Genomic DNA, 13,555 nt, shown 5'->3' with positions numbered 1-13,555 from the left:
ATAATAAAACCTATCCTGTGATATAAGGTATTTAAGTAAAAAATCCTCTTTTTCTTATCTTATTAAAATAATCTTATTCTGTAATTCATCAGAGTTTTCACCTATTTTATTGCTTTATCTGAGATTAAGAAATTAAATGATTAAAATACGATAGGAAAGGATAATTGATGCAAGATATTGTGGGAGGATGAGATGGGTATGGCATGCTTCCATGTAAGGTTAGTAACATGATTTTGACGAATTAGTGTTGCTCTTGTCACATAATCGAGCGTAAATCCCACCGATTTGATAATAAATCAATAAAACAGAATAATATCCCGCCGTGTAGTGATTTATTTTTCATATATTCTAATTTGGTATTTTTAAGCGGTATGTGTGAATTTAAATTCATATTAGATCATAATGTGTTAAGTTTTTTTTTAGGTTTACTTGTAACTTCATGTTATTAAAGGGTGCAATCTGACTGGTGTCTTTTGCTGTTAAATTTTTATTCACATTGAGTGATTTTTAGGGTGATGCAATTTGTTGCGAATGGTCTTCGGTATAACCATTTTTCGATGGTGTTTTTTTACTTTGATAACAATAACTAATCGATACATTACTTATATGGTTACATTTATTCTTATTTGGTTACCATGTCATCTTAATTAACTATCAACCGCTTCTCTTAATTCTAGCGTGTTGATTTATAGTTTATAATCATCTAACATTAATCGCTTCCAAAATTAATCATGTGAGCCCCTCTCAGCACATAGCTTATATCATCCATCATAGAGTATTAATAATGAGTCATAAGATTGTTTTTAATAATAAGGTGGTGTATGACCATACTATGGCGACACTCTATAATATAAGTAATGAAAACGAGAAGGTTTTATTAACGACACCAGCCAATCACTGCCTGCATATTATTACAAATAACCGACCTGAGATTACCTCCCAACGAGTACTGTTTGCTGATGTATGGGAGAGCCATGGTGCCCCCATAAATAGCAACACTTTCTATCAGAATATTTCCATCATTAGACGAGCATTTAAACAACTGGGCTTGGTTGATGATGTGATAGTGACCGTACCTCGGCGTGGCGTGCGTATTGCAAACAGCATTGATATATCAGTGCTTTCTCTAGCAGTGGAAGGTTCAACTGATTCAATGGTGGTGATAAATGAAGATGGCACTGAATTAGATGGAAAAAGACATGCAGCTCCAGCGCAAGATATTATCTTAGGAGATTTACAAAGAGAAGTTCCTCTAGCTAGTTCGCTACAAGACAAAGGGCCTATTGGGGTTTTAGGTAGCCAAAATTATCCTGTATCAAGTGTCGCTAAATTCTTCTCCAGCGCAAAAAAAATCAACTTCAATTTCATGATCCTTTTATCTTTATTTGCAACAGTCGCTTTATCAGCACAAATATTTGATTCTTATTTCTACTCTAAAAGTCGTTTTTATGATTATCAATCTGCATTTTTTTTAGATAAATGTGATGTTTTTAGTCAAGTGACTAATGATGCCGAACTTCGGGGGGGAGTTGAAGATATGGTAAAGGTTAACGCTATCTCCTGTCATGAACCCAAAAGAATTTACTATTCGACTTTTCCAGGGTTGCCGAGAGTGTCTTTAATCGTGTGTGATGGCGATATTGTTAGGCCTGGTACTTATTGTAGTTCTTATTACCAGAGCATATTGAGTTGATCATGAAAAAGTTTATTATTGTTATCTTTGCTGTAGTCATCGCTTTAGCCCTATCTTTCAGTTACTCATTTTATAAGAATGCCCCTCCACTTGATGATCGCATTAGCTGCTACGCCCAAATAAGATACAACTATGCTGGGTCTGAGCAGCACAGCCAATTAAGCTCCGGTATTTATATCTACTTATCTCAGGGGAAAGGCGTTGTCGATTTTTCCGGCGAGATCGCGATTGGCGACAAAAAATATAGAATAAAACGTAATGCAGAGGTGAGCTACAATCCTAAAGATGCTTCAGTGTACTTGTTAAAAACAGTGAAGCTAAACATTAATCCAGTCGACAATGTACCAATTGAAATTGCTCGCAAACATATGTACTCCTATCTGACTCGTGAAGATGGATGGATTAATTTTGGTGTTTATCCTAATGCAAACAATGGTTATGTTTTCTCAACGACCGCTATTCCTCAGTTTTTATGCAAAAAACTCTAGCTCAGCAAAGAATCAACGCGAATCAATTTTAGGAAAGTAGCGATTAAAAGAAAAAAAAGATAGAGGACGGGATGTTCTCTCTTTTTTAATCTCTAGTCCTTAATCATTTCAGCCAACATATAATAATTTTCCTTGACGTTCTTGTCCTCGTTACCTTTATAAATACTATTGATTTATAAAGGTAATTTCCATTTAAGAAGTAAAATAACTTTATTTAAGAGTAATGGAAATTATTAATAAGTAAAAGTTTGACTTTTTAAAATTATTTCATTTCATTTTCCTATGGTCTTGAAATAGCATTTATGCATCGAGATTGATTGGCACTTTTTTGTAATGTCGATTTTTATTAGGTGAAGTGAATACTTCCTTAATGGTCTCTCGTGGGGTGTATGCAACCATATGGAATGGGTGAGGTATACGCTAATAAGCGTCTGGTAATTTATTATTAGTGGCAACTGATGAAGTATCGATATTGATGACTCATCAGTAACAAGATTAAGCTGAATGGAATTTGGTGATTATAATGAAACTAACTAAACTTGCTATAGCACTGGGTATGAGTATTGCAGTAATGGCGGCTGCCGCAAACGCTGCACCAAAAGATGAAGGACAAGGGACCGTGACATTTAACGGTTCTATCATTGATTCACCTTGCTCAATTACGCCAGATACGATTGACCAAACCGTTAATTTAGGTCAGATCTCTAATGTCGTTTTAAAAGACGGCGGGAAGTCTAAGCCTAAAAATTTCCAAATCAAATTGGAAAATTGCGATACGGCAACAATGAAAACTGTTACAACAAAATTTACTAGTTCTGATTCAACAGGTAATGGCGAATTATTAGGTATTACAGGAACTGCCCGTGGCGCAAGCATTGCTATTACTGATGGTGCAGGTGATGTTATCAAATTGGGTGAGTCAGGCAAAGCGCAAACAATTCAAGATGGTAATAACGTGTTGGCATTCTCCGCCTATTTGCAGGGTGATGGTGCTTCATCCACTATTATTCCCGGTGAATTCCAATCAATTGCTAACTTCTCCTTGGCTTATCAATAATCCAAGTTAATTGCAACGGGGATGCATGCGGATAAGTCCGCATGCATTTAATCGTGCACGGTAATTTATATCGTGCTGAGATTGCAAATAATGGAGATAGCCTGTAATGCTGGCCAATATTTATCATTACTTGCTTCATCGGCCAATAGCACTTCAGGTAATAATAGCATTGGTATTATTGTGTATTGTCAGATGGACTATTGCTGCCGATGAAATTCAATTTAATACTGATGTGCTTGATGTGAAAGACCGCTCGAACATTGACTTAAGTCAGTTTTCACAGCGCGATTACATTATGCCTGGCAGTTACTTGATGTCAGTACATGCGAATCAACAGGTTATACCCGAGCAGACGATTGAATTTTTTTCTCCTGATAATGATCCAAAGCTCAGTTTGCCTTGTATATCAATAGATTTAGTTAAGTTATTGGGTTTCAAAGCCGATATGGCGAGCCAATTCCGTTGGCAACATGAACAGCAGTGCTTAGATTTCTCGCCATTAAGCGGTATGGAAGCACGTGGTGATCTCAGTGCTTCAACTTTATACCTCAGTATTCCGCAAGCATACTTGGAATACCACACAGATAATTGGGATCCACCATCAGCTTGGGATAATGGTGTCCCAGGATTATTATTTGACTACAGTGTGAGTAGTCAGGTCACTCAGCAAAATGATAAAACAAAAACTTATACCACTAATGGCAATGGTGTCGCCGGGGCTAATTTAGGGAGTTGGCGGTTACGCGCTGACTGGCAATCTCAGTTGGAACAACCAACGAATTCAACTGCTGGGAATAGGCAGAAATTTGAATGGAGTCGCTATTATCTGTACAGAGCTTTACCTTCATTATCGGCCCAATTAACTATAGGTGAGGGTTTTTTAAATTCAGACTTATTCGACAGTTTTCGCTTTAGTGGTGCCAGTTTGCATTCAGATGACAACATGCTGCCACCCAATTTACGTGGTTATGCGCCGGAAGTGAGTGGAATAGCCAGAACCAATGCCAGAGTGGTGATTAGCCAACAAGATAGAGTTCTTTATGACACTCAGGTAGCGGCAGGGCCATTTAATATCAGGGATATTAGTGACTCAGTTTCCGGCAAATTAGATGTTCGGGTTGAAGAACGGGATGGGAGTGTACAAACTTTTCAAATCAATACGGCCACTATCCCCTATTTATCCCGCCCAGGTGCAGTACGTTACAAAATGGCGCTAGGGAAGCCATCGGATTGGCATCACCATACTAATGGCCCAACATTCGCGACTTCTGAGTTTTCTTGGGGCGTGAGCAACGGTTGGTCTTTGTACGGTGGTGGGATTATGGGAGGCGAGTATGGATCACTGTCATTGGGTATCGGGCGTGACCTAATGCTTTTCGGTGCACTCTCGTTCGATATGACGGAGTCGCGGGCAAAAATACAACAGGAAGAAACATTAACGGGTTCTTCATACAGATTAAGTTATTCCAAGAATTTCGAGGAATATGATAGCCAAGTGACATTTGCCGGTTACCGATTTTCTGAGCGCGACTTTATGACGATGGGAGAGTTTCTTTCTCTCCGAGAGAAAAATAATAATACTCACTTCGGAAATAATAAAGAAATGTATACCATTAGAATCAATAAGCAATTTCGTGTATTGGCCATCAGTACTTATCTTGATTATAGCCACCAGACTTATTGGGATCAGCCGACGAATGATCGCTACAGCTTATCTGTATCGCGATATTTTAACTGGGGTTCAATTAGTAATTTGAATGTTTCGTTATCGGCGTATCAGAACAAGATCAATAATATTAATGAGAATGGTATGTACTTATCTTTGTCCATGCCATTTGGCGAGAATGGAACCATCAGTGTTAATAATAACACTAGTAAAGGTACGGACTCCCAAGCGATAAATTATTACCACCAAGCAAATGAGCATAATAATTACCAAATAAGTGCAGGTCATACACGAAAGGGGAGTTTAGTGAGTGGCTATTTCAGTCACTTAGGTAACAGCGCTGAAGTGAATACGAATGCCAGCTATCAGGAAAATCAATTCTCTTCCGTTGGCATATCTATGCAAGGCGGAGTGACCTTCACAGCGAAAGGGGCTGCAGTGCATCGAGTGAGTACGCTTGGTGGAACACGATTGATGACGGATACCAATGGTGTTTCGGGGGTGCCAATACGCGGTTATGGCACAACGATGAACAGTAATCTATTTGGTAAGGCGGTAATAATGGACATTAACAGCTATTACCGTAATAGCGTCAGCATAGACTTAGATAATTTAGCCGACAATATTGAGGCGACTCAATCTGTGGCGCAGGCAACATTAACCGAGGGTGCTATTGGTTATCGGCGCTTTAAGGTTATTGCGGGTGAAAAAACGATGGCAGCCATCCGCTTAGTTGACGGATCATCACCGCCTTTTGGCTCGACGGTCATGAATGCGAATCAGCAAGAAACAGGCATTATTAGTGATGATGGCAGTGTGTATTTATCCGGTGTTATTGCTGGCGAAAAGATGGCAGTAACATGGGGAGGTAAAGTGCAATGTACGATTACATTACCAAAATCATTACCGGGAATTGCTCAATCTAGCCTGCTACTGCCCTGTATTTCAGTCGCTATGGCCAATATTAAGTCATAAGTTCATTAAGAGAATTAATTCAGACAACACAGGCAAGAAATAATGAAATTACGTAACACCCCTACTTTAACATTATTATTGGCTAGTATTATTAGTCAACAGGCTGTGGCTGCGATCGCATTGGATCGCACCCGAGTCATTGTTAATGGAAATGAAAAGTCAGTTAGTTTGAGTATTAGTAACCAGAATAAGCAACTGCCTTATCTCGCCCAAGGTTGGATTGAGGATGAATTAGGGAATAAGATCACCACGCCATTAACCATATTACCGCCAATTCAACGAGTTGAACCTGGTGCTGAAAGTCAGATAAAAGTTGTCGCCATGCCAGGCGTTGAGCAGTTATCGCAAGAGGTAGAAACGCTTTTTTATTTCAACATACGGGAAATACCGCCACGTAGTGACAAACCTAATACGTTACAAATTGCCCTGCAAACCAGAGTGAAGTTGTTCTATCGCCCAAAAAATATTATGCCGACGAAGGCTGATATGGCTACACCGTGGCAAGAAAAGATCACACTTACTCGTCAAGGCGATAGTTATTTAGTGGCTAACCCAACTCCTTATTTTATTACTTTGGTAGATGTTGCCAGTCACGTAAAGGGAAAAGGCGCGAATGATTTTACACCAATAATGATTGCACCGAAGTCAACGACTTCACTGGGAATCTCTGCGGCAGCTTTGGGTAAATCTCCTGTACTGACGTATATCAATGATTACGGTGGACGACCAAAGTTAATATTTAATTGTAACAGTGAAAATTGTGAAGGTAGCCCAGTTAAATCGTGATTATCTCGATAAGAAAACATCAGTTTAGATACCATTTCTTTCTTTTTTTAGGATTGCTATTTTTTCGTTACGATAAAGTCAATGCAGAAATTATTCAGGTGAATATCAGTGGTGTTATTACAGAACCACCATCTTGCGTAATCAATGGTGGCAACAATATCGACGTAGATTTTGGTAGTAAAGTCATGACTAATTTGGTTAATGGAAGCAATTATCTGCAAAAAGTAACCTATTCTGTTACGTGTAAGAACTCGACCTCTAACAGTATGAGAATGAAAATTAGTGGCGATACTGCGGGTTTTTCTAATACTGCGCTTAAAACGAGTAATGATAATTTGGGTATTGAGTTCCTGCTAAATGGGAAAGTTCATAGTGGCTGGTTTGATTATACATATCCCTCTATTCCTAAACTTGAGGCAGTACCGATTAAGCGTGGCGGCTCAGTTTTGGAAACGGGTTTTTTTGACGGCACTGCGACGTTAATTGTTGAATTTAGATAAATAGGAATCATGCTATGTACCGTATTTTTACCTATTGCTTATTATTAGGATTAGTATCTACTACAGAAACTTACGCTTATAATATGTATTTTCACGGTACATTAATTAATCCACCGCCATGTGTTATTAGTGGCTCTAAACAAATTGATGTGGATTTCAGTAACTCAGTAGAAACGACGAAAGTTGATGGCGTTAATTATAAGAAACCCATTGATTATACTCTCGCCTGTGATGTGAATCCTGAGTTTGCATTAAAAATGCAATTGAAAGGGGATGTCAGCAGTTTTGATCAAACACTATTATTGACTTCAGTTGAAGATCTGGGGATTCAAATAATAAGGAATGGGCAGAAAATAGATGTTAATGAATGGATGTATTTTCAATATAAAAACATTCCTATACTCGAAGCCGTTCCAGTCAAAAATAAAGATGCCATATTAACTGGTGGGAAATTTGATGCAACAGCAACATTATTGGTCGAGTATATTTAGGATGAGATGGAGTATGCATTGTTTTTTATATAATTTCTGGCTGATTTTCGCTGTTTTATTTTCAATAAATGATGCTATTGCGACTGATGTTAATTTGCATGGTACATTAATTGAGTCACTTCCTTGTACCATAAAGCCAGGGAGTGAGAATCGTGAGGTGAGTTTAGGGCCAATATCAGATAAGTATCTTTATAAAAATCAGCGCACAATTGGGCGTTCATTTCAGCTTTTTTTAGAAGGTTGTGATACTAAAAAAACGCAAAGTATGACGATGGTATTCAGTGGCCAAGAGAACCCAAAATTACCAGGACTATTGGCACTAACACCAAATAGCCAAGCTAAGGGAATAGGGATTGGTCTCGAAACCATGCTCGGTAAAAAGCTGCCCCTAGATATTCGCAGTGATGATATAGCTTTAAACGATGGCGAAAATATTATTCCCTTACGCGCATATGTTGCTGCTGAAGAAGAGGCAATTAGCCAAAGAACGATTACCCTAGGTTATTTTAGCGCCATTGCCACTTTCAAGTTTACTTACAATTGATGGGCAGAGTGTGTGGCGAATTTATTTACCCCAAATTTAGCTAATGATTATTGGAATACTTTTTGATGAAAAATATGACTCATCTTGTTATTACTTTATATCTGTTGCTGGCCGCCACTGCCGATGGAGCAATTACGGTTGATGCAAGTACAAGACGTGTTAGTGGTTCATTCAGTGCATATGATAGTCCCTACGAACTAACGCGCACCGGAGTAAGAATAGGAGCGAATAACTTTGCATTCGATATTGTTGCGGGCTATCAAGGTTCGAGCCGGTGTATCCCACCCACTAACGCAACGGCTCTTCCGGCAGGTTGTGTTGCGGTGCGTAATGGCAACCAAACTCAGAATACGGTGACTTATGCTCAGGTAGCGAATTTTGCCAACCAGTATATCAATGCTGGTTTAGTCATCCCCGCCGGAATCAACTTGAATGCAGTTAACACGCTGATTGTCTGTCATGGTGCTGTACCGAGAGCATCTACCGTAGTCAGAAAATGCTTGTCTGCGACGTTGCCTGCGGCAGTTGTTGAACCTCCATGCACCATTGGGACTGCTCCGATTACCATTAATCATGGTCCGATTAATACAAATGTCGCCAGTGGCCATGTTGCCTCGAACTACTTATCTATTCAATGTAAAACAGGTCAATACATTCGATTAACGCCAGCGGCGACAAATGGTGTGACTTTACGTTCAGATGGCAGTTTGAAGACCAAGATAACGGTTAATGATTCAACTCAAGCCAATGGGGGAGCATTAATTTATATCTACGGTGGCGGGTATGAATTAGTGAAAATTTCATCAACGCTTAGTACGCCTTATGGTTACGTCACTGCCGGCGCTTTTAGCGGAAGCACGGTATTAACCGTTAATGTTATCTAGTGTTCAGTCTTAGAATTTAACGTTACAGATGAAATTGAAACTTACCTCATTATAATCATTTTGCAAAGAAAACATGGAGCAAGCTAATGCTATCTTGAGTAATTGATACTTGATTATTCGAGGTGGAAATATTTTGTACAGATATGACGAAAGTAAAAATCATAACAATCAGCGTTATTACGGCTTATATGCTAGTCGCAATGCATATCTATATCTCTAATATGGGCGGTTCGGGGTTACGTCTTCCCAGTAATATTATCGGTTGGATCACGATTCTTATTGTTATTTTGGGTTCATGGTGTTTGTTGGATCGCAATAGTCAGCTACGATTTAATCATGCATGTTTGTTTTTTTTAGCAGGAGTATTACTGTTATTCACACCTGTTTTTTTTCCGCAAAACGCGCTTAATAAAAGTGGTGCTATTAGGGTATTAGCCTTACTGGGTGGTATCATTTTTTATTTTACTTTGCTGCAATGTCATTTTAAAACTAAAGAGAAGTTATTTTTACTATGGATGTTGCTTGGCGCAGTTCTGATTGAAACGATAATAACTCTCGCACAACTTTTTTTGTTTGAAGATAATAACTGGATGGAATTCAATGTTAATTCCAGTCGCCCTTATGGTATTTTTCAGCAAGTTAACGTTATGGCAAGTTTTGCGGCAACGGGTTTAGTAATAAGTCTTTATTTGTTTTTAACTAAGGGGGGCGAGCGAGTAAAATCTCAAGTGGCACATCGTTCGATCAATATCAGTGATATTATTTTACTATTATCATTTCTATTACTCCCAATGACAATTGTTCTACTGCAATCTAGAATCGGTTATCTGGGGGCATCATTGAGTTGCGGTGTAATGTTATTTATTCACTATCGACGACAACGACTTTGGTGCTGGTTGTCATTGATATTTATTTGTGTGGGAGTACTGAATGGCATTGTCTTGTTATTGGAAAGCCATATTACAACAATCTCTCATTCAGGCTCTAATACTGAGCGATGGCTAATACTGACCAATACGTGGGAAATGATTCAAGATAAGCTATGGCTAGGGTGGGGCTATGGTTCTTTTGAATACAGTTTTCACCATTTTCTGGCAAATCAGACACCCTCCATTTCAATGCCTCGGGTCACTCATCCTCATAATGAGTTCTTATTTTGGTGGGTTGAAGGCGGTTTTATTGCGTTGTTAGGAATGTTAGCTTTATTCGCTGGTTATCTACAATTGCTATTCTTTGCCTGGCGTAGGAATTGTTTATCCTTATTCATATTAAGCTTACCAATTGTATTGCATACAATGACGGAGTATCCATTATATCAATCAGTTGCACATATTATTACGCTGTTTTTACTCTTATCTTTTATTGATAACGGAACAGAAGCTAACTCCACCAGAACTTCTGTCATTGCTAATGGCTTTAGTTGTGTGGTGAGATTCTCATCTTTATGCGCACTCTATTTTCTGATCACTGGGTTTAAAGCCACACTGGTATTGACTGAACTAGAACGTGGCGGATTTATTTCTTTTTCATCGGCCAGAGAATTGTATAACCCTTATATCAATTTTTCGCGTTATCAGTTTGATGAACAAGTTCACAATTTGATGCTTTTTAATACAGAAAAAGATATCAGTTTACTGACTGGATATTTGATATGGGCTGAGAATTACTCAAAATTTCACGTTGACGAAAATGTTTATCTCAACATGATAAAAATCACACAATTTTTAAATATGCATGAGAAAACCAGTAGCCTAATTCACGAAGCGAGTGTGTTATTCAATCACAGCATTGAGTTTACGCAGCGTTTAAACCAATTAAAAACATAATAGTATGTTTTATTTTTCGTAAGGCAATATTCACCTGTGTAAAATATAGCCAAAATGCTTTCGTGGTATTCACTGCTATTTTGGCACTCACACTGTACTTGAAAGATATTGCGGCTCTGGCTTCAACCAGTCACCGCAATTTTATCAGTACCCTTTGCATTAGTGCGTTGAATTTCGCATCTGACGAGCGGATTAGGCTTTAACCTGCACTTTCATGCCCTGGTACTCAACAATTTGATCAGCAATGATTTTGCAACGTTTGCGCGTTTCGACGTTACCGTTAACTTTTACCTGACCCTCTGCAATGACGGCTTTTGCTGAAGCACCGCTATCACTCCAGCCTTGCAACTTTAATAAGTCACACAGCTCAACATGCGGGTGTTTTTCTAAATGAAAAATTTCCATTACTGTCCTTTCAATCAATTTTCGGTGATGTCGTGATATTCCTCGCAGGCTTGCAAGGTATTTTGTATCAGTGTTGCAACGGTCATTGGCCCAACGCCACCCGGAACGGGTGTAATCCAACCGGCACGTTCAACAGCGACATCAAATTCTACATCGCCGACCACTTTACCACTTTCCAAACGGTTAATACCGACATCAATCACGATAGCGCCGGGTTTAATCCACTCGCCGGGGATGAAGCCGGGCTTACCTACGGCGACCACCAATAAGTCTGCATTCTCGATATGTTGACGCAGATTTTTGGTAAAACGATGAGTGACTGTCGTGGTGCAGCCTGCTAACAGCAGCTCAAGGCTCATTGGCCGACCGACGATATTGGATGCTCCAACAACGACGGCGTTCAGGCCGTAGGTCGGGATATCATAGCGTTCCAGCAGTGTAACGATGCCACGTGGGGTACAGGGGCGTAGTTTCGGCGCGCGTTGGCACAAACGGCCAACGTTATAAGGATGGAAGCCATCGACGTCTTTATCTGGATGAATTCGTTCCAGGACTTTGACATTATCAATGCCAGCAGGCAGTGGCAGTTGCACCAATATCCCATCGATATCATTATCGTCATTCAATGAATCAATCAATGCCAATAATTCTGCTTCAGTGGTGGACATCGGGAGGTCATAAGAACGGGAGATAAAGCCTACCTCTTCGCATGCCTTACGTTTACTGGCGACATAAATTTGTGACGCAGGGTTTTCACCAACTAACACAACGGCAAGGCCAGGCGCACGCTTACCCGCAGCCAGACGTTTTTGTACTAACGCAGCAACTTCGTTTCTTACCTGCTGCGCAATCGTTTTACCATCAATAATTTTTGCTGACATCAGTGGAAGGGTCCATCAATTAGAAAAGCGGGAATCCGCCTATTTTGTCAGAAGCGAGCCGCGCTGTCAGGCGTATAATAACGATTAATTAACGATTAAATAGACAGTTGTTAAACCTCAAGGTGAAAACCCATTGACTCGAAAGCGACTGCCCGTATAATCCACCCCGCAACTGACTACCAAGCAGCGTCTAGCCTGCGGTAATTATCAAATGCGCCCTTAGCTCAGTTGGATAGAGCAACGGCCTTCTAAGCCGTAGGTCACAGGTTCGAGCCCTGTAGGGCGTACCATTAAAATCAATGAGTTACCCTCTATTTACCCCCTAATTATCAGCAACGTTTTTTAAAAGTGTCAGATTAGTGACATTAATCCCCATAACCTCATCGATTTTTCGCGCATGTTCAGTTAAATGGTTTGGCGACAAGTGAGCATATCGACGTACCATTTCGATGCTTTCCCATCCTCCCATTTCCTGTAATGCCGATAGTGGGACTCCGGCCTGTACTAGCCAACTTGCCCAGGTATGTCGCAAATCGTGGAAACGGAAATCAGTGATTCCTGATCGCTTCAATCCGGTTCGCCATGCTGTATTATCATCAACGCGCATTTTTCGCACATCTGCTGTCTTTGTTCCATCTGAACGGTGCCAAGAAGATGTGTGAACAAAGACAAATCGAGAGTGCCGGCCAATTTGTTCCCGCAATACTTTGCACGACATATCATTCAGAGCGACGCCAATTGCCTTGCCCGCTTTAGCGTTCTCTGGATGAATCCATGCAACCTTCCTTTGCATATCGATTTGCGACCATTCCAGATCCAGAATGTTTGATCTTCGAAGCCCGGTAGCTAGAGCGAATACCACTACAGGCTGGAAGTTCTCAGGCATACAATTGATTAAGGTTACAGCCTCATCTTTTGTAAGCCAGCGTATGCGTTTACTCTGCGGTTTTTTGGTCTTTATCACTGGCGCTTTAGCTAACCATTTCCATTCATCCGCAGCTGCTCGTAACAGACTACGGATAAAAGAAAGGTGCTGGCTTCTGGTTGCCGCTGAAACCTGCTTCTCGATATATTCCGGTATCGGTTTTTTCTTCCTTAATGCTGCATCCCTTTTTGACTCCCAAATTTGCCGATGCTTCCTGTTTGGCATCTTGGCAACCGCCTTCATCACTTTATCTTCAGTAATGCTGGATATCGGAATCCCGGAAAAATGACCGAGAAAAAACTCAATCTTAGTTCTGTCATCATCCAGTGATCGCTTATGTTCCTTTTCAGTCAGCCAGCGGAGGCAAGTTTCATCAAAAGTGTGCTCAGCAATTTCACCTAGCTTATCTACTCTCCACGCCTCTGCTTTTAGCT

At 40.0% G+C, this 13,555-nt stretch carries 13 protein-coding genes and 1 tRNA gene; 11 read left to right on the top strand and 3 right to left on the bottom strand.

The window, feature by feature from the left end:
• The first annotated feature begins 784 nt into the window (after positions 1 to 784).
• The 10 genes from BN68_RS23025 to BN68_RS19185 all read left to right on the top strand — a co-directional run bounded on the left by BN68_RS23025 (position 785) and on the right by BN68_RS19185 (position 10,910).
• Positions 785 to 1,693, top strand: a complete 909-nt coding sequence (locus tag BN68_RS23025; protein WP_019212820.1) for a winged helix-turn-helix domain-containing protein — start codon at positions 785 to 787, stop codon at positions 1,691 to 1,693.
• A 2-nt stretch (positions 1,694 to 1,695) separates the two neighbouring features.
• Positions 1,696 to 2,181: a hypothetical protein gene (locus BN68_RS19225; protein ID WP_019212819.1), complete on the top strand. Its 486-nt coding sequence runs from the start codon at positions 1,696 to 1,698 to the stop codon at positions 2,179 to 2,181.
• 523 nt (positions 2,182 to 2,704) lie between these two features.
• On the top strand, positions 2,705 to 3,238 hold the full coding sequence (locus BN68_RS19220) for a fimbrial protein (RefSeq protein ID WP_019212818.1): 534 nt from the start codon (positions 2,705 to 2,707) through the stop codon (positions 3,236 to 3,238).
• Positions 3,239 to 3,344: 106 nt separating this feature from the next.
• Positions 3,345 to 5,879 carry an outer membrane usher protein gene (locus tag BN68_RS19215; protein ID WP_019212817.1) on the top strand — a complete coding sequence of 845 codons (2,535 nt, stop codon included), beginning with the start codon at positions 3,345 to 3,347 and terminating at the stop codon, positions 5,877 to 5,879.
• A gap of 42 nt (positions 5,880 to 5,921) precedes the next feature.
• Entirely contained in the window at positions 5,922 to 6,665 is a 744-nt protein-coding gene (locus BN68_RS19210; RefSeq protein ID WP_019212816.1) for a fimbria/pilus periplasmic chaperone, read from the top strand.
• Positions 6,666 to 6,763: 98 nt separating this feature from the next.
• Positions 6,764 to 7,165: a fimbrial protein gene (locus BN68_RS19205; protein ID WP_231294051.1), complete on the top strand. Its 402-nt coding sequence runs from the start codon at positions 6,764 to 6,766 to the stop codon at positions 7,163 to 7,165.
• 14 nt (positions 7,166 to 7,179) lie between these two features.
• Entirely contained in the window at positions 7,180 to 7,656 is a 477-nt protein-coding gene (locus BN68_RS19200; protein WP_019212814.1) for a fimbrial protein, read from the top strand.
• Complete coding sequence (locus BN68_RS19195) at positions 7,622 to 8,200, top strand: fimbrial protein (protein ID WP_081578865.1); 579 nt, start codon at positions 7,622 to 7,624, stop codon at positions 8,198 to 8,200. The genes BN68_RS19200 and BN68_RS19195 overlap by 35 nt, the downstream gene beginning before the upstream one ends.
• A 65-nt stretch (positions 8,201 to 8,265) precedes the next feature.
• Positions 8,266 to 9,084: an MrpH family fimbial adhesin gene (locus BN68_RS19190; protein WP_019212812.1), complete on the top strand. Its 819-nt coding sequence runs from the start codon at positions 8,266 to 8,268 to the stop codon at positions 9,082 to 9,084.
• A gap of 143 nt (positions 9,085 to 9,227) precedes the next feature.
• The gene (locus BN68_RS19185; RefSeq protein ID WP_019212811.1) at positions 9,228 to 10,910 is read left to right on the top strand and encodes a PglL family O-oligosaccharyltransferase; all 1,683 of its coding nucleotides are present in this window, start codon (positions 9,228 to 9,230) and stop codon (positions 10,908 to 10,910) included.
• A 192-nt stretch (positions 10,911 to 11,102) separates the two neighbouring features.
• Here BN68_RS19185 and ybcJ read toward each other — a convergent pair whose 3' ends face one another.
• Entirely contained in the window at positions 11,103 to 11,315 is a 213-nt protein-coding gene (gene ybcJ, locus BN68_RS19180) for a ribosome-associated protein YbcJ (RefSeq protein ID WP_019212810.1), read from the bottom strand.
• A 14-nt stretch (positions 11,316 to 11,329) separates the two neighbouring features.
• Positions 11,330 to 12,196, bottom strand: a complete 867-nt coding sequence (folD, locus tag BN68_RS19175; protein WP_019212809.1) for a bifunctional methylenetetrahydrofolate dehydrogenase/methenyltetrahydrofolate cyclohydrolase FolD — start codon at positions 12,194 to 12,196, stop codon at positions 11,330 to 11,332.
• A 213-nt stretch (positions 12,197 to 12,409) separates the two neighbouring features.
• On the opposite strand from folD, the gene BN68_RS19170 reads away from it, so the two are divergent.
• Positions 12,410 to 12,486, top strand: a tRNA-Arg gene (locus tag BN68_RS19170).
• A gap of 32 nt (positions 12,487 to 12,518) precedes the next feature.
• Here BN68_RS19170 and BN68_RS19165 read toward each other — a convergent pair.
• A partial coding sequence (locus BN68_RS19165) for a tyrosine-type recombinase/integrase (protein WP_019212808.1) occupies positions 12,519 to 13,555 on the bottom strand: 1,037 nt, incomplete at its 5' end.

The sequence above is a fragment of the Yersinia massiliensis CCUG 53443 genome, from assembly GCF_000312485.1.
GTDB classification, from domain to species: domain Bacteria; phylum Pseudomonadota; class Gammaproteobacteria; order Enterobacterales; family Enterobacteriaceae; genus Yersinia; species Yersinia massiliensis.
Note: the sequence above shows the minus strand (reverse complement) of the source record. Positions and strands in the feature narration are given on the sequence as shown.

Bases quoted from the DNA above. Each gene is read 5' to 3' on its own strand.
- BN68_RS19210 (WP_019212816.1), top strand. From the start codon at position 5,922: ATGAAATTACGTAACACCCCTACTTTAACATTATTATTGGCTAGTATT.
- BN68_RS23025 (WP_019212820.1), top strand. From the start codon at position 785: ATGAGTCATAAGATTGTTTTTAATAATAAGGTGGTGTATGACCATACT.
- BN68_RS19190 (WP_019212812.1), top strand. From the start codon at position 8,266: ATGAAAAATATGACTCATCTTGTTATTACTTTATATCTGTTGCTGGCC.
- BN68_RS19215 (WP_019212817.1), top strand. From the start codon at position 3,345: ATGCTGGCCAATATTTATCATTACTTGCTTCATCGGCCAATAGCACTT.
- BN68_RS19225 (WP_019212819.1), top strand. From the start codon at position 1,696: ATGAAAAAGTTTATTATTGTTATCTTTGCTGTAGTCATCGCTTTAGCC.
- BN68_RS19195 (WP_081578865.1), top strand. From the start codon at position 7,622: ATGCAACAGCAACATTATTGGTCGAGTATATTTAGGATGAGATGGAGT.
- ybcJ (WP_019212810.1), bottom strand. From the start codon at position 11,315: ATGGAAATTTTTCATTTAGAAAAACACCCGCATGTTGAGCTGTGTGAC.
- BN68_RS19220 (WP_019212818.1), top strand. From the start codon at position 2,705: ATGAAACTAACTAAACTTGCTATAGCACTGGGTATGAGTATTGCAGTA.
- BN68_RS19200 (WP_019212814.1), top strand. From the start codon at position 7,180: ATGTACCGTATTTTTACCTATTGCTTATTATTAGGATTAGTATCTACT.
- folD (WP_019212809.1), bottom strand. From the start codon at position 12,196: ATGTCAGCAAAAATTATTGATGGTAAAACGATTGCGCAGCAGGTAAGA.
- BN68_RS19185 (WP_019212811.1), top strand. From the start codon at position 9,228: ATGACGAAAGTAAAAATCATAACAATCAGCGTTATTACGGCTTATATG.